Source organism: Bacillus sp. RB3 (genome assembly GCF_030164735.1).
Classification (GTDB): Bacteria; Bacillota; Bacilli; order Bacillales; family Bacillaceae_G; genus Bacillus_A; species Bacillus_A cereus.
Genome location: NZ_JASNGE010000012.1, coordinates 60,014 through 75,575, shown reverse-complemented (window position 1 = coordinate 75,575; position 15,562 = coordinate 60,014). Strand labels below are relative to the sequence as shown.

Here is a 15,562-nt window from a genome sequence, read left to right as displayed (position 1 = left end):
ATGTTAATACTTCTTTCCAACTTCATCATCATACGTAACGCCGTGTATCCGAAGAAAAATTTTTCTTCGTGGGTACAGGGCTTTTCCTGTTGACCCACGAAGCGTTCATAAAGCTATGTGGGTATTTTTATACCTGCATAGCTTTTTTTAATTTAAAAAGGAGTGATTATGATGGAAATGAGAAATGTAAAAGGAACGAAAGACTATTTACCAGGGGAGCAAGTGCTGCGAAATAAAATTAAAAGAGCTTGTGAAGATACGTTTGAACGATACGGATGCAAACCTTTAGAAACGCCGACGTTAAATATGTATGAGCTTATGTCTTACAAGTACGGCGGTGGTGATGAAATATTAAAAGAAATATATACACTTCAAGATCAAGGAAAACGTGATATTGCCTTACGATACGATTTAACTATTCCATTCGCAAAAGTTGTGGCAATGAACCCGAACCCCCGCCTCCCTTTTAAACGTTATGAAATTGGGAAAGTATTTCGAGATGGGCCAATTAAACAAGGAAGATTTCGTGAATTTATACAATGCGACGTTGATATTGTCGGTGTAGAATCAGTCATGGCTGAAGCGGAACTCATGAGCATGGCGTTTGAGCTGTTCCGAACATTAAACTTAGAGATATCAATCCAATATAATAACCGAAAATTGTTAAATGGTATTCTTCAGGCCATTAACATCCCTACTGAATTAACAAATGACGTCATTTTATCATTAGACAAAATCGAAAAGATTGGGATTGATGGTGTACGAAAAGATGTATTAGAGCGCGGAATTTCTGAAGAAATGGCTGATACAATATGTAATACTGTATTATCTTGTCTAAAGCTTACAATTGTTGACTTTAAAGAAGCTTTCAATAACCAACTCGTTGCCGATGGCGTAAACGAATTGCAACAATTACAGCAATATTTAATCGCTCTCGGAATAAATGAAAATACGATATTCAATCCGTTTTTAGCAAGAGGACTCACAATGTATACTGGCACCGTATATGAAATCTTTTTAAAAGATGGATCGATTACATCCAGCATCGGTAGCGGCGGCCGTTACGATAACATTATTGGAGCATTCCGTGGTGATAATATGAACTATCCAACAGTCGGTATTTCATTCGGTTTAGACGTTATTTATACAGCACTATCGCAGAAAGAAACAATCTCATCTACAGCGGATCTATTTATCATCCCGCTTGGGACAGAATTACAATGCTTACAAATTGCCCAGCAATTACGTTCTACCACTTCCTTAAAAATCGAACTCGAACTAGCAGGACGCAAATTAAAACGTGCCCTTAATTATGCCAATAAAGAGAATATCCCTTATGTGCTTATTGTTGGTGAAGAAGAACTTAGTACAAACACTGTTGTGTTGCGGAATATGAAGGAAGGTAGTGAGATGAAGGTTCCGCTTACTTCTTTGAAAAATAATACATTGAATAAATATTTTACTACGTTATGACTGTGAAGTATTCTCAAAATGTAAATCAGGTAAACAAAAAAGGGCTGTCCGCGCATGACAGCCCTTTTCCCTTAATGAACAACACCTTCATAAGTGAAATTATATTAACGATTTTCCGAATATATCTATCATAATTTACACTATATCAACGATACATAGATTTTTCATTTGATAGATAACCGGGCAATTAGTTTACATAAAATAATTATACTCAATTTAATCTTACAAAACTTTAACATCCAATTACCTATTTTAATAATATATGGTTTTCTAATTTCACTACCAATTTAAGAAAAATTCATATCCTTCTCTACTATACCACTTTTATCTATTAACTTTTATTTTGTGCATTCCTACTCTCCAAAACTTTCTCCATATTATGAGTTGCCCATTCCATCATTAATAGAATCATTGGACGAAGTGATTCACCAAGCTCGGTTAACGAATATTCTACTTTAGGTGGCACTTCACGGTATACTTCACGATGTATGATGCCATCTGCTTCAAGTTCTCTAAGCTGCAGTGTTAACATTCTTTGTGTGATATTAGGTTTTAATCTTTTTAATTCATTAAACCTCTTTTTCCCATCTAATAAATGATACAAAATAACACCTTTCCATTTTCCACCAATCACCTCAACCATAGCTTCAACTGGACAAGAATATTTATTTAAAAATGGGTAATTTATATTTTTTTCATTTGAACAATCCATAATAAATCCCTTCCCTTAACAATAGTATCTTTTTTGATACTATAACACATAAATGTGCGTACTTGTATCTATGTTACTTTAAAAATATAATTTACTTACAAAATAAATTAACGAAAAGAGGAACTTTTATGACAAATACAAACGAAATTACAAAAGAGAAAATTATGGAGGCTTTTCATTTCAGACATGCATGTAAAGAGTTCGATCCTATGCACAAAATTTCAGAAGAGGATTTTAAATTCATTTTAGAAACAGGCAGATTATCTCCTTCTTCTTTTGGATATGAACCTTGGAAATTTATTGTCGTACAAAATAAAGAATTAAGAGAAAAACTACAACCGTATTCATGGGGCGCTGGTGGGCAACTTGCAACAGCTAGTCATTTTGTTATTGTTCTTTCAAGAAACATTAAAGATATGCATTATGATGCGGAGTATATTAAATATATGATGAACGATATTATTGGATTGCCTGAAGACACTCAAAAAATTAGATATGAATTTTTCAAAAAGTTCCAGGAATCAGATTTTAACTTATTACAATCCGATCGTGCTGTATTTGATTGGACATCTAAACAAACTTATATTGCTTTAGGTAATATGATGACGAGCGCAGCTCAAATCGGTATTGATTCTTGTCCAATAGAAGGATTCGATAAAGAGAAAATAGACTCTTTACTTCGTCAAGAAGGCATTATACAGGGCGATAACTTTGAAGTATCTGTTATGGTTGCCTTTGGTTACCGTAAAGAAGATCCAAAACGTGATAAAACAAGACAGACTATGGATACAATTGTTGAATGGATTAAGTAATGTAGCACACACAAATAATGCTCCTAATAGCTGGATACTTATACTAAAGAACTATTAGTCGTTTTTCTTATGTATGAATTTGGTTTTTCATGGAAAGATATATTAGTATGTATGCAGTTTGAGCACTCTATTTTTTAGAGTCGAACAGGAGGAGAATGAATATGTCTGATATTGAAGTTGGCGAAGTGTTTACTCTTAGTGATGAGAATAACGAAGAGCAAGAAGTAGAAGTACTTGGAGCGATCGATGTCGAAGGCGCAGAATATATTGCAGTTGCCTTTGTTGAAGATATCCAAACAGAAACTGAGGAAGACATTGATATTTTCTTTTTAAAAGTAGAAGAAGATAATGAGTTTTCATACATTGAAAATGATGAAGAGTTTGATAAAGTATCTGCTGCGTTTGAAAAGATTTTGGATGAGCAAGAGCAAGAATAGTATGAATGAAAAACACGAGGGCGGATGCATATCCGCCCTCTTTTTATTACTCATCCAGAGACTCACGCAGTAATTGCAGTACATCTTTCATCGCAAAAGGTCCATCTTTTTTAACATGCTCCGCAAATTCTGAAACGAGACGTAATGTTCTCACACTTTCGATTGGATGTTCTCCTGATGCACTTTCAGCTGAAAGCATAACTGCATTCGTCCCGTCCAGTACAGCTTGAAACACATCAGTCACCTCAGCCCTTGTTGGAATAGAATGATCTACCATAGATTGAAGCATTTGTGTTGCTGTAATGACATATGTATTCGTTCGATTACATTCCTGAATCATCATTTTCTGTAAAAGCGGAATGCATTGATACGGTAACTCTACTCCTAAATCGCCCCTTGCAATCATAATTCCATCTGCTTCTTTACATATATCCTGAAAATTCTCGATTGCTTCCATCGTTTCTATTTTTGCAATTACATTAGGTGACGTTTCTTTATACTGTTGTATAAAATCTCGTATTTCTTTTATATGACTAGGTTTTCTTACGAAAGAACACGCGATAAAATCAACATTCTCCTCTAAAAGAAACTGAATATCTTTTTTATCTTTCTCTGTAATAGCTGGTAAACGAACAGCCGCATCTGGTAAATTAACTCCTTTATGAGATGAGATATTGCCACCTGTTTTTACCTTCGTTTCTATTTTGTCCGTACTTATCTTTTCAACAATTAATTCAACTTCTCCATCATTAATTAAAATTCTACTGCCTACTTTCACATCATTCGGTATTCCTTCATAATCAACACTCGCTTCTGTATTACTCCCTGTAACTGGTTGTGTATGTAAAATAAAAGAATCTCCTGCCTGAAGTGTAATTTGCCCTCCCTTCACTTCACCTAATCTTATTTTAGGTCCTTGTACATCACCCAAAAATTTAATAGAGTCATCTAATGATTTCACTAAACGAATGATGTCTTTATGACTTTCATGCGTGCCATGCGATAAATTCAGTCGAACAATTTTCATACCATTCTTTATTAACTGCGCTAACGTTTCTTTATTATTACTTGCGGGTCCAATTGTACAAATTCGATCGATTGTCATTTTTGTCACCATCCTTTTTTTAATAAGTTTCCCATATGAACTTAAAAATAACAGAGATTCTGACATGAATAGATTTAAATTTACATGAATTTCATAAAATTAAACCTGTATCCCTTGCTGGCTAAGCATTAGAAGATATATTCGCTTTTTTGCAAATGAAGACATGTTGAATCGAAAGTAAAAGAAAAGTTAAGTATGGGATAAACCATTGAGAGTTTCGAAATTTTCATATATTGTATGAATTGAGTTCGAACTCAAAAATTTAAAAAGGTGGGAAAATTAGTGAATATGAAAAAATCTTTATCGGTGACAACTTTAGGGTTAGCGGTTTTAGGTTTTGGTTTTACTAATAACGCAAGTGCTTCAGAGATCGATACTGTAGACAAGCAGCCCGTTTTAGTTGACTTTGATACAATTCAATCAACAAAAACATCTAGTGTTCCTAGTTTGACTATTGCAGCTGCACCTAAGAATTACTCTAACATTAGCGTATATACTCCCTTTTTTGGTAACCCATATGCAGTTGCTAAATCGAAATCAACTACGACCGAAGACTATGTTTATGCAAAAGCAAGAACTTTCAATGGCGATGGCTCATTAGTAAATACGAAAAGTAATAGTGCAAAAAAATCATCCTTTGTAAGTGCTACAGCGACCAACACAAGCATTTATTATGGAGATGATTACGCTATCGGTAATCATACCTATAAATTAAGTGGTTATAATGATGTGAATCACGAAACAAAAGCTTTCTGGTAAGAAAGAGAAAAAAGATATGCATCTTGCATATCTTTTTTCTCTAATATTTTACATATATTGAGGTGCTATTTATGAAACAAATATATATTATTAGCGGTGTTTTACTTATTTCATTACTTACAATTTATATTTTGTTCAATACTTCAATCATACAACCTCATCCACCTTCCATAGAAAATAAACGCGAGCAACAAACCAATACTATTTCTTACGGATTGAAGGATAATCAAGGCCAACATATTAACAATGGCAGTACAATTACTAGTGAGGATAATAAAATTAATGTAACATTATCATTCGTACATACTATTAATGAAAACCGAAAATATGGATTAATTGTTCTAGAAGATTACGAACAAAAACCTTTTAAAATAGAAGATACTACTAATGAAATATCACACTATTTTTTTGATATGAAACCAAACAGTTCAATGACTACGAAAATCTCTTTACACACTTCTCCTAATGCAAGTGAATTAACCTTTTTAATAATAAAAAAACCTGAATACAAATTAAAAGATAGTAACTTAAATAAAGCAGCTATTTTAGAAGATATTCTAAGTATGCGATATTCAATGCATCCTCTTCAGAAAGAAAACGAAAAAATAAAACTCCCCCTTATAGATCCAGATGCTATTTTAAAAGATGGTCTTTACGAACCAGTATTTGTTACGAACCGTGAAGAGAACTTACAAACTGTCTTCTTTGAAAAGGAAGGCAAGCAATTAATTTTATCAAACGGTAATGAAACAAATGATGAAATGACTTACGCAATCGTGGCTTTTAAAGATTGGAAACAAGTTGAAATATTTAACAATAGAAAAGTCGTTTATACTAAGGTTGCACCTGAAACAAGACAAATCTTTAATTTCACATTGCCTTCAGTGGATCAAGAAAGTAATTTTCAACTCGTCGCTTTTCCATTTCCTTATAAAGTTAGCGAAGAAGATTATGTCAGTCAACAAGCATTCAGTTCCTTTCGCATCGTAATTGAAAATGAAAATAAATAAGTTATACTGTGCACATTACAACAACCTAAAAAAGGCCTACTCACACGAGTAGGCTTTTGAAACTATGAAAGTTTCGTCAATAACTGATTTAAATCTTTTTTCGTTTTCGTCGTTAATGATTTCATTTTATTAACATCAATCTTTTCCTTCTCCGCCCCTACAATTAACGGATACATACTTTGACCGATTGTTTTAGAATCCGTCGGATGTGATGCTTCTAGCTCTTTTTCAATCACATCCCACTTTTCGTTAATTTGTTTGCCAAGCTTATTCACTGTTTCCAATTTCGGATTAGCAGCTAACTGCTTGTCCAAGCTATCAATTAATGCTACAACTTCTTTAACATTCGTTTTCACAGCAACACTTTTCTTCGGATCTTTCGTTGCCTTTCCGTTATTGTTTGTGCTTGTACTTGTGCTTTGATCTGCTGTTTTCCCGCTAGTCGTTTGATCATTCGTTTTTCCTGTCGTTTCTTTTTCTTTTGTTTTTACATTTTCGTTTTGAGTTGACGTTTTGCCGTTACTTTCTGTTCCTGATGATTCTTTCGTATTTTTTGCATCCTTATCTGTTTTTTCATTTGAAGAAGTATTTGTTTCTTTTTCAGTATCTTTCGTTGTTTTTGAAGCTTCATCTGCACTTGTAGTTTTTGCTTCTCCATCCTTTTGCGCAGTTACTTGCTCTTTCTTTTCCGTTTCTTTATCTGCTGAAGGACTACAAGCTGCCATAGTAAGCATTGTACCAATTGTAATTGATGCGATAGCGACCTTTTTCATTTTCATATAAATCCCCCTATGTTTTACATAATTTATCCTCCCCTTTACGATTCGATTTCCCCTTAAAAAATCCCTTTTCACATGAATCACCATCTTTCCGACAGTAATCTTCATAATAATACGGACAAAAACTGATAAACTCATTTTAATATTCGAGTTTCTTCTACTTCATTTTTCTGCTCGCAAGTAAAAGAAAAAGAGTATATTGTCACATTAAGAATCACTATCTTCATATGACGATATACTCTTCTATCAAATTTTTATCTTTCTTGACATTTTATTTATACAAAAAAATAAAATTTTCTTTCGTTTTTTGTTTCTCAGCATTTGTTAACATAATATTTTTATGAATAACCACCATTCGAGTGAATGACTTGCCCAGTAACCCATTTCGCTTCTTCACTTACTAAAAAAGAAATTAAGCGCGCAGCATCCATCGTTTCTCCAACTCTACCTTGCGGGAATTTCCATACTAAATAATGTTTTAATTCCTCTGTAATCCACCCTGTATTTGTTGGTCCTGGATCAACAGCATTAACAGTAATCCCCTTCTCCATCGCTACTGGTGCCACTGACTTTGTAAATGCTTCAATTGCCCCTTTCGTTGCTGCATATGCTAATTCATCTGGCATTGGACCTACTGACTGTCCTGAAGTAAGATTAATAATACTCCCGCTCGTTTTAAGTGAATAATGTTTTATAAACAATGAACTTAATAACATAGTAGCCCGAACATTAACTGTATAATGTTTATCCAACTGCTCTACATCTAATTCCTCAATTCTCGTATGAGTAGAATACACTGCATTATTAACTAGAATAGATGGATCACCTAACCGTTCTGATACCATATAAAACAAACGATTTGGCGAATAAGACTGCGATAAATTGATTTCTGCCATTTCACATCGAACATCGTAACTTTCAATTTCCTTTTTCAGCAAAAAGGGTTCTTGATCACTCATTCCCCATGGCATCGCTTTATCATACTTTGGCCAGTACGTGAAAAAAATGTCTATCCCCTTTTGAGCAAGCACCTTGCATACAGCTGCACCAATTCCATTCAGACGAGTTGCCCCTGTTACAATTGCTATTTTCTTCACCTTTTTCTCCTCCATCTATACACAGATCCCCTGCATGAATACAGAGGATCTATCTTCTTATTGAATATTTGACAGTATACGTTCAGCACCTAATTTTAACATTTTAATAAAGATATAATTTACAATCGTAAACATTACAAATAAAACGATAAACATTACCCACAGTCCGACATGAAGGAAGAAGTATAATACACTTACTCCCCCCACAATAATTAAAGCTATTAAAATATTAGCTAAAAAATTCCACAAAGTTGTATATCGACTTTTAAATAATTTCTGCTCTGTATCCCAATGAATATCTGCAGTTTGTGCGTCCCAGCGTGTTCCGATTAAATTAATTAATAACAACCCGTTCGCACTTAGTAAAAACCACAGTATCATAAAGACTGGAGAAATCCCAGCTACAACTGCCATCGTAATACCGAATACTGCTAAAATGATCACATTAATTAACCAAGCAGTGATTGCTTTCGCAAAAAAGATATCCGAAGCCTTTACTGGTAAATAACGATTTACAAACCAAGAGCTTCCATCTCGCGAAAATGACGTTGTTGCAATGACGTTACTACCCATTAAAAATAACGATGCACAAAGGCCAACACCAATTGCAAATCCTGTTGTCTCTGGATTGTTAATATACTCTGTAATAAACTTTAAATTTCCATCTTGCACAAATAAAATAAAGAACAACATAATTGGCATAACGAAAGTTTGTACAATGCAATTTAAGAAAAATTGTGGTGTACGGAATAACGTTTTAAATTCTTTTTTCACATACGCTTTTAAATGCGAACTTTGTACTGTTGATTTCTGTAAACCTTTCGCCGAAATAACTTGTTTCTTTGCTGTACTCGTTGAAAGTCCAATAACCCCTTTTAAATATGTACGCTCTGCTATGTAATAAAACAACACAAAGAAGACAAATGAAATAACTGCAAAGATTATTACATATAAAGGTCCCTTCCAATTTGCATTTTCTACTAATGCCACTGCTCCAAAATATGTAGTTGGAAAATAATTTGTCATTTGTACTAAAAGAGAAGATTGATTATTTACAAGGTATTCCGCAGCCCCATCTCCAGAAAACGCACTTTTATTTCTCCACTGCATAAATACGTTAATTCCTACAATAAATAATATACTTACGATTCCAATAAATATATTTCCTCGATCTTTATTTTTCGCTATATTTGTATACCTCATAATAATTGTCATCAGTAACGAAGCTAATACTAACGGCACGATTGGGAAGAGTAAGTAAATAAAAATCATATATATGTAATATGTAATAAATGCGCCACTTTTTAAACCGTACGTAATGAAGATTGGTAATAAAATGAATGAACTCATTACGTATTGTGTAATTAATACCGTTAAAAATTTTGCCGAAATAATTTGCGCTGGTTTTAATGGTAACGGCAGAAACATTTCAATATCATTGCTGTAGTAAAATACAGTTAAAATGTTCGTTATACTCATTAAAAATACCCATATACTCGCAATCGCAAGTCCCATTGCAATAATCATTCCCGGCCCTTGCCCTAATTGTTTCAGACCTTCATACATTCCGTGCGTCATCGAACCAAATATTAAAAATCCAACAAATAAAATAGCTGCAAATGAAAATAAATACGCCCATCGCTTCTTCTTATCTGCTATAAAATCTGCGTAATTTAACTTTAATAGTACCTTCGTTAACGTCCAAATTTTACTCATTGCCCGTCATCTCCAAGAACATTTTTTCAAGTGATTCATTGGATTTAAAATGATCTCTCATTTCATCTAAATTTCCTTTAAACTGCAAATTCCCCTTATTAATAATAGCAACCCGGTCACATATTTTTTCCGCTACTTCTAATACGTGTGTAGAGAAAAATACAATCTTTCCTTTATCCGCATGTTCTCTCATCATTTGTTTTAAAATATATGCAGATTTCGGATCAAGCCCTGTTAACGGTTCATCTAAAATCCATACATCTGGTTCATGCACGAGCACACCAATAATAACGATTTTTTGTCTCATACCGTGCGAATAACTTTGAATTTGATCAGATAATGCATTATAAAGATCAAACTTCTTCGCTAAAGACTCTATTCGTTCTTGTCTTACTTCTTTCGGCACTTCATACATATCAGCCATAAAGTTTAAATATTCAATTCCTTTTAAACGTAAAAACATATCTGGGCTATCCGGCACATAACCAAACGTCTTCTTTGCTTCCATCGGCTCTTCCATAATATTTTTTCCATTAATCGTAATAGTCCCTTTGTCCACCCCGTGAATGCCAGTAATCATCTTAATTGTCGTGGATTTACCCGCACCATTTGGTCCTAAAAATCCAAAGATTTCGCCGCTAGGTACAGATAAACTTAAATCTTTTACTGCATAAGTAGACCCATTATAACTTTTTGACACATTCGTAATTTCAATCATTCCATCCAATCCTTTCCTTAATTACCAAATAACTATATTGATATTATAGCATACTTCTATTTTAAGATTTTTACATTTTTCAGTTTATTTAACCTTTAAAATAAATATACACCCCTAATCCAACAACTAAAACGACAGCTAGTATAATATAAATCATTGTTAATCGTTTAATATTCCCCTTTGTCGCTTTGCTATAATTTGCATCACCATTCCGCCCAATTAACACCGTCGCAATGACAGTAATCACTACAAGTAATACAACGATCATGATCCAAGTTAGCATTTCTTCCTCCCCCTCCTTACAACCATTTTACAATATTATCCTCTTTATTTCGCAGCATATTTCCTCTTTTTACTATTATTATGAAGCAAACTGGAAAACTATTATTACCATTCCTATCCAATTGCGATATATTTATAACATAACGTGACTTATTTCTAACAACATAAGGAGGACCTATCATGAAAACAACTTGGATAAAATATTTAGGATTTCTCGGTTTCTTCGGATTTTTTTATGAAAAAGGATTGTTTACTATGTTCTGTTTCTTCTCCTTTTTCACATCGTATAGAACAGTTCAACACGATGAACTGTTTGAACAAATTGTCAATAAATCGTGTCGCAATGCATTTATCGTTACGTTACTAACTACCACAATCATTATGTTTATTGAAATGTTATTTCCAAACCCTACGCTACAAGAGATTGATATCGCTCTTATTTTCGGCACACTCATTCTTACATTCGGCTTTTCTATGTTCTTTTTCGATAAACCAATTGATGAAATGGAAGATGCACCATGGCGTTCGTAACGAGAATAAAAGAATACCGTCATTCTTTCCAAGAAGAATGACGGTATTTCTCATTGATTATCCATATAAAACCGCATGAAATACGCCTAATAGTAAGTATTGATCCTGCATGTAATCTTCATCATATACATTCATCTCAATGTAATACATATCTTCCTCAAGACGAATATTCCAATCTGCAATTACATAGCCCTTTCGTAATAACTTTCCCATTCCAAATGAAGTTTTATGAACAACATATTCTTCTGCCCTATATGTAAAGGTAAATAAGAAATTTGCATCCAATAACTTTCCATCACATACAAGTATTTCATGCTCTACATCATTATTATCTTTGTACGTTACTAAAATCCTTCTTTGGCGCTGCCTACTTATATCCTTTGCAATGACGCGAATATTGTCCTTACTATCCTTTATTTCATAAATAATATTACTACCAATTTTCGGAATAAAATCCAGCACTCTCATCAGCGTATTTTTATAATAGCCCCTTACTACGCCTACTTGCTCACTTCCATTATAAACTTCTATCGGTGTCGTATCTGCTTTGCTATCACACGGTCGTTTGTAAGAGAGCTGCATCATTCGCTCTCCTCTTAAGTACTGATCAAACGTCACAGGATATTCTATCATGCGCAGTTCTTTATTTAGCTCATACAAATAGCGTTGAACACTCTCTATTAATGTTGTAGTAGCTATACGCTCTTGAAGTTCAAATTCTTGCCAGCTGGAAAAAACATTCCATTGATTATGATCCTCTTCATAGAAGAAACCAAGAATTACCTCTTCACGGTCAGCCGTTTCATATTTCATAGGCACGTTCTGCCCATGTTGAACTTGTTCCATCCACTGACCTAAATAAATGCCCAGCTCTGCAACCTTCATACATGATTTTTGAAAAAATACGCTGTCACTCGCGCAAATCGTTACATCTCCTTCGATAAAGCCCTTTGAATAAGCATCATACCGTGGCTCATCCTTCTGCGGGATACTCTTATCTAACTCAAATAAAAACGTTAACATCCTTTATTCACCTCTAGTTGTTACACTAATCATACATGACATCGCATCACTCTGAGAGACTATTTATATACGCATATTTAATTCACGCATTATAACACGTGAATGATCTTGTATAGTAGCGCTATTTTTTGTTCTATATCTTAGTATTTGAATTTATATGAGCGATTTTTCGACAAATATCAGCACAATTAAAATGAAGCTACCTTTTCTTCAGCCACTTCTACAATTTCTAAAATTTGTAGCAGACTCTCCACTTCATAAGTCGGATTAACACTCGTCTTATTCTCTTTCAAACTCGGATTATACCAACACGTATCAATGCCGAAGTCTTCTCCGCCTTTCATATCAGAAGTTAGCGAATCTCCGACCATTAGTACACTTGATTTATCCGTAATTCCAAATTTCTCAAATGCATAATCAAAAATCTCACGCGCTGGTTTTTGATGACCAACTTCTTCAGAAATAATAATGTGATCAAAGAAATTACATAAAGGCGAATTTCCGATTCTTGATTGTTGCACCTTCGTATATCCATTCGTAATAATACCTAACTTGCAATCTTGAAGATTTTCACATAATTGTACTACGCCTTCTATAAGATGTACTTCCTTCCCTAAATTTTCAAGGTATACATCACTAAATTGCTGCGCATCTACGGCTATATTATGAAGTGCAAATAATTGTCTAAATCGCTCCACGGCTAATTCACTTAGCGTAATCATTTTATTTTCTAAATCTCTCCATAATCCATTACTAATCTCTTTATAACTTGCAAGATGATCATTATACCCTGTAGGCATGCCAAACTGTACAAACGCATTATGTAATGCGTGTCTTTCCGTTTCAGGGAAATCTAATAATGTATCGTCTACGTCGAATAATATAAATTTGTATTTCATGATGTTCTCCTCAATTCCTATTTTAAAAGCTTCGTTCTCATTGCTTATAAGTTTTTATATATGTCGTGATGAAGCGCTTTAACCCGCTCTTTATAGAATACACCTTTATCTTTTATTTTCAAATGTGCTATAAATAAATTTGCTAGCATGACTGCTGTATCTAGTCTATAAAATAAACTAACAATATGAGGAGTAACATTAAAGATACTATCATTCTTATATCCATCTTTAAATTCATCCCAACTAACCTCATTTGTTTCAGCTATTCTCATAAGCTCCAGCAATGGATGACCAATTAAAGCATTATCCCAATCAACTATTGCTTTAACTTCTCCATTATACCCGATTAAATTGGCTGGTCGAATGTCCATATGTAATAAACATTTTACATGATCTGCTGTACTAAGAATATATTCAATTGTTTTTGTATCCGGAAGATTAATTTTGCAGTTCGTGATTGTATTAAACCCTTCTATCCGTTTCACAATTCGTTCTGCTATATACTTACTAATGGGCTCTCTAATATTTTGTTTGTAATACAAACCATCAATTGGCATACTATGAAGATTGCTCACTAACTCCCCTATTTTGCATGCGGAAATTGGCATATGATCAGCATACACACAATCCGAAATTAAAAAATCAAGTTCGGTTGAAAGATGCAATCCGTGTATCCTTGGTACTGGAATACCTTTTGAATGACAATACTTAGACAGCTCCGCTTCCTTTTGCAACGAAATCCGACTGTTAAATAAGTCTTCATTTATATTTTCCACTTCTCTTTCCCACGGTACTCGAAATGCCAAAGACCCCTTTTCTGAATCTCCTTGAAAAACAATATTTTGCACTCCCGTTCCAATCACCTTTAAATCTTGAATAGCTAGTTCCTTATACTCTTGACTTAGTATTGTTGCCAGCTTCTCTCTTAACCCCTCTGCTTTTACACGTGTATGAATCATTTTATCCCCCGATTCTTAAGTTCTTTTCATCCATTTTCTCCTCTGTGCACAACATCCTCATTAACAAAATTATAGCAACAATAGTAAAAGGAGGCTAATCCGCTCAGCCTCCTTCTCATTATTAATCTTCTAGCAATAACTCTTTCATTTCCTCTAACGACTCTTTCGTAAAGCCAAGAGCTTTTTCAGCGTATGCTTCAACTGATCCGTATTGCTTTTGAATTTCACCAATCGCAGCTTGCAAGTATTCAGCACGTGCTTCAAACATTGCACCTAATATCGCTCTGCTCTCATCGTTTTGTAATTTCGCACCTAAAAAGGCCATCATTTTTTCATTTAGCTTTTCACGGAATCCGTTACTTAGTAAGTAGTCTTCCATTACTGTTTTTTCTGGTACACCTAGTAAAAGTAGTAATAATGCTGAACCAAATCCAGTACGATCTTTTCCAGCTGTACAGTGGTTTACTAACGGTAAGTTTTCCGGGTTTTGCGCTAAGTTTAAGAAGCTCACGAATGCCTCGTTACCACTTACGAAATCTTGATTCATTTTCACAAGATACTCACCTGGTTTTCCTAACATAGAAAGGTCACCAACTTGGAAAAACTCATTTATATTTAAGTCTTTCGCTAAGTCTTGCATAACTGGTAAGCACACTTGACGAGCACCCGTAATTTCTGGATTCGGCTTATGCTTCACTTCAAAGTCTGTACGGTAATCGCAAATTAACTTTAAACCAGACTTTTGTAAATAGGCAATATCCCATTCAGTTAGCCCTGCTAATTCTTCAGAGCGGTATAATTTGCCCCATTTTACTTTACGGCCTTCAGTCGTTTCATATCCTCCCATATCACGGAAGTTAAACGCACCTTGTAATGGCAATCTACGCTCGGCTACTGTTACTGCTTGTCCATTACTTCCTACTAATCTAAAATATGGCCGTTCATTTTCACTGGGGTTTTCAATTGTATATGATAATTCCCCATTTACTGTTGCAAGTAATTCTCCATTTTCTTCAATATGATCTGGTGAAGTACTCCAATAAATACGAACTTCTTCTATATTATTTTCCCACTTTATTTGTAACGTATTATCTTTATTTCTTTCTACAGTTGCTTGTAACCAATTTCTTTGCTGTCCCATTCTTTCACCAACGCTTTCTCATATAATCGAATCTCACTCTATTGTATTATACAAATATCTACTTTGTCGTTCTCATTTTTCTTTTTATCTTACAAACAGGCGAAAAGTT

Annotated in this window: 17 protein-coding genes; 6 read left to right on the top strand and 11 right to left on the bottom strand. The window is 34.1% G+C overall.

Features of this window, described 5'->3' with window-relative positions; genetic code table 11:
* The first annotated feature begins 168 nt into the window (after positions 1–168).
* Complete coding sequence (locus tag QO049_RS16895; protein ID WP_349816874.1) at positions 169–1,473, top strand: histidine--tRNA ligase; 1,305 nt, start codon at positions 169–171, stop codon at positions 1,471–1,473.
* A 331-nt stretch (positions 1,474–1,804) separates the two neighbouring features.
* Here the strand turns inward: QO049_RS16895 and QO049_RS16890 are convergent, their stop codons facing one another.
* Positions 1,805–2,185, bottom strand: coding sequence for a winged helix-turn-helix transcriptional regulator (locus QO049_RS16890; protein WP_000340644.1), 381 nt, complete (start codon positions 2,183–2,185; stop codon positions 1,805–1,807).
* Between the two features lie 128 nt (positions 2,186–2,313).
* On the opposite strand from QO049_RS16890, the gene QO049_RS16885 reads away from it, so the two are divergent.
* Both QO049_RS16885 and QO049_RS16880 read left to right on the top strand, forming a co-directional pair.
* Positions 2,314–2,997, top strand: a complete 684-nt coding sequence (locus tag QO049_RS16885; RefSeq protein ID WP_284489349.1) for an NAD(P)H-dependent oxidoreductase — start codon at positions 2,314–2,316, stop codon at positions 2,995–2,997.
* A gap of 155 nt (positions 2,998–3,152) precedes the next feature.
* Positions 3,153–3,434 carry a DUF1292 domain-containing protein gene (locus QO049_RS16880; protein ID WP_284489348.1) on the top strand — a complete coding sequence of 94 codons (282 nt, stop codon included), beginning with the start codon at positions 3,153–3,155 and terminating at the stop codon, positions 3,432–3,434.
* 46 nt (positions 3,435–3,480) lie between these two features.
* Here the strand turns inward: QO049_RS16880 and QO049_RS16875 are convergent, their stop codons facing one another.
* A complete protein-coding gene (locus QO049_RS16875; RefSeq protein WP_000151088.1) occupies positions 3,481–4,539 on the bottom strand; it encodes a pyruvate kinase in 1,059 nt (352 codons plus the stop codon).
* A 282-nt stretch (positions 4,540–4,821) separates the two neighbouring features.
* On the opposite strand from QO049_RS16875, the gene QO049_RS16870 reads away from it, so the two are divergent.
* The gene (locus QO049_RS16870; RefSeq protein ID WP_284489347.1) at positions 4,822–5,298 is read left to right on the top strand and encodes a XoxI protein; all 477 of its coding nucleotides are present in this window, start codon (positions 4,822–4,824) and stop codon (positions 5,296–5,298) included.
* A 71-nt stretch (positions 5,299–5,369) separates the two neighbouring features.
* Positions 5,370–6,308 carry a hypothetical protein gene (locus QO049_RS16865; protein ID WP_097814547.1) on the top strand — a complete coding sequence of 313 codons (939 nt, stop codon included), beginning with the start codon at positions 5,370–5,372 and terminating at the stop codon, positions 6,306–6,308.
* 62 nt (positions 6,309–6,370) lie between these two features.
* Here QO049_RS16865 and QO049_RS16860 read toward each other — a convergent pair whose 3' ends face one another.
* The 5 genes from QO049_RS16860 to QO049_RS16840 all read right to left on the bottom strand — a co-directional run bounded on the left by QO049_RS16860 (position 6,371) and on the right by QO049_RS16840 (position 10,901).
* The gene (locus QO049_RS16860) at positions 6,371–7,087 is read right to left on the bottom strand and encodes a hypothetical protein (RefSeq protein ID WP_000782538.1); all 717 of its coding nucleotides are present in this window, start codon (positions 7,085–7,087) and stop codon (positions 6,371–6,373) included.
* Between the two features lie 338 nt (positions 7,088–7,425).
* The gene (locus QO049_RS16855) at positions 7,426–8,184 is read right to left on the bottom strand and encodes an SDR family oxidoreductase (protein ID WP_087965052.1); all 759 of its coding nucleotides are present in this window, start codon (positions 8,182–8,184) and stop codon (positions 7,426–7,428) included.
* A gap of 57 nt (positions 8,185–8,241) precedes the next feature.
* Complete coding sequence (locus QO049_RS16850; protein WP_284489346.1) at positions 8,242–9,900, bottom strand: putative ABC transporter permease subunit; 1,659 nt, start codon at positions 9,898–9,900, stop codon at positions 8,242–8,244.
* Complete coding sequence (locus QO049_RS16845; RefSeq protein ID WP_086423504.1) at positions 9,893–10,618, bottom strand: ABC transporter ATP-binding protein; 726 nt, start codon at positions 10,616–10,618, stop codon at positions 9,893–9,895. Before QO049_RS16845 ends, QO049_RS16850 begins: the two co-directional genes overlap by 8 nt.
* Positions 10,619–10,706: 88 nt before the next feature.
* Entirely contained in the window at positions 10,707–10,901 is a 195-nt protein-coding gene (locus tag QO049_RS16840) for a hypothetical protein (protein ID WP_000958863.1), read from the bottom strand.
* A 179-nt stretch (positions 10,902–11,080) separates the two neighbouring features.
* Here QO049_RS16840 and QO049_RS16835 point away from each other — a divergent pair, with 179 nt between their 5' ends.
* Positions 11,081–11,431, top strand: coding sequence for a DUF3796 domain-containing protein (locus QO049_RS16835; protein ID WP_000859202.1), 351 nt, complete (start codon positions 11,081–11,083; stop codon positions 11,429–11,431).
* Positions 11,432–11,488: 57 nt separating this feature from the next.
* Here the strand turns inward: QO049_RS16835 and QO049_RS16830 are convergent, their stop codons facing one another.
* The 4 genes from QO049_RS16830 to QO049_RS16815 all read right to left on the bottom strand — a co-directional run bounded on the left by QO049_RS16830 (position 11,489) and on the right by QO049_RS16815 (position 15,453).
* Complete coding sequence (locus QO049_RS16830) at positions 11,489–12,454, bottom strand: tubby C-terminal domain-like protein (protein ID WP_284489345.1); 966 nt, start codon at positions 12,452–12,454, stop codon at positions 11,489–11,491.
* A gap of 188 nt (positions 12,455–12,642) precedes the next feature.
* Complete coding sequence (locus QO049_RS16825; protein WP_284489344.1) at positions 12,643–13,353, bottom strand: YjjG family noncanonical pyrimidine nucleotidase; 711 nt, start codon at positions 13,351–13,353, stop codon at positions 12,643–12,645.
* A gap of 44 nt (positions 13,354–13,397) precedes the next feature.
* Complete coding sequence (locus tag QO049_RS16820; RefSeq protein ID WP_000582026.1) at positions 13,398–14,312, bottom strand: phosphotransferase family protein; 915 nt, start codon at positions 14,310–14,312, stop codon at positions 13,398–13,400.
* A gap of 121 nt (positions 14,313–14,433) precedes the next feature.
* The gene (locus QO049_RS16815) at positions 14,434–15,453 is read right to left on the bottom strand and encodes a tyrosine-protein phosphatase (RefSeq protein WP_000531496.1); all 1,020 of its coding nucleotides are present in this window, start codon (positions 15,451–15,453) and stop codon (positions 14,434–14,436) included.
* Between the last annotated feature and the right edge of the window lie 109 nt (positions 15,454–15,562).

What these genes read in the sequence shown, in the direction of transcription:
- QO049_RS16895 (WP_349816874.1), top strand. Translation starts at nt 169, where the DNA reads ATGATGGAAATGAGAAATGTAAAAGGAACGAAAGACTATTTACCAGGG.
- QO049_RS16890 (WP_000340644.1), bottom strand. Translation starts at nt 2,185, where the DNA reads ATGGATTGTTCAAATGAAAAAAATATAAATTACCCATTTTTAAATAAA.
- QO049_RS16885 (WP_284489349.1), top strand. Translation starts at nt 2,314, where the DNA reads ATGACAAATACAAACGAAATTACAAAAGAGAAAATTATGGAGGCTTTT.
- QO049_RS16880 (WP_284489348.1), top strand. Translation starts at nt 3,153, where the DNA reads ATGAATATGTCTGATATTGAAGTTGGCGAAGTGTTTACTCTTAGTGAT.
- QO049_RS16875 (WP_000151088.1), bottom strand. Translation starts at nt 4,539, where the DNA reads ATGACAATCGATCGAATTTGTACAATTGGACCCGCAAGTAATAATAAA.
- QO049_RS16865 (WP_097814547.1), top strand. Translation starts at nt 5,370, where the DNA reads ATGAAACAAATATATATTATTAGCGGTGTTTTACTTATTTCATTACTT.
- QO049_RS16860 (WP_000782538.1), bottom strand. Translation starts at nt 7,087, where the DNA reads ATGAAAATGAAAAAGGTCGCTATCGCATCAATTACAATTGGTACAATG.
- QO049_RS16850 (WP_284489346.1), bottom strand. Translation starts at nt 9,900, where the DNA reads ATGAGTAAAATTTGGACGTTAACGAAGGTACTATTAAAGTTAAATTAC.
- QO049_RS16845 (WP_086423504.1), bottom strand. Translation starts at nt 10,618, where the DNA reads ATGATTGAAATTACGAATGTGTCAAAAAGTTATAATGGGTCTACTTAT.
- QO049_RS16840 (WP_000958863.1), bottom strand. Translation starts at nt 10,901, where the DNA reads ATGCTAACTTGGATCATGATCGTTGTATTACTTGTAGTGATTACTGTC.
- QO049_RS16835 (WP_000859202.1), top strand. Translation starts at nt 11,081, where the DNA reads ATGAAAACAACTTGGATAAAATATTTAGGATTTCTCGGTTTCTTCGGA.
- QO049_RS16830 (WP_284489345.1), bottom strand. Translation starts at nt 12,454, where the DNA reads ATGTTAACGTTTTTATTTGAGTTAGATAAGAGTATCCCGCAGAAGGAT.
- QO049_RS16825 (WP_284489344.1), bottom strand. Translation starts at nt 13,353, where the DNA reads ATGAAATACAAATTTATATTATTCGACGTAGACGATACATTATTAGAT.
- QO049_RS16820 (WP_000582026.1), bottom strand. Translation starts at nt 14,312, where the DNA reads ATGATTCATACACGTGTAAAAGCAGAGGGGTTAAGAGAGAAGCTGGCA.
- QO049_RS16815 (WP_000531496.1), bottom strand. Translation starts at nt 15,453, where the DNA reads ATGGGACAGCAAAGAAATTGGTTACAAGCAACTGTAGAAAGAAATAAA.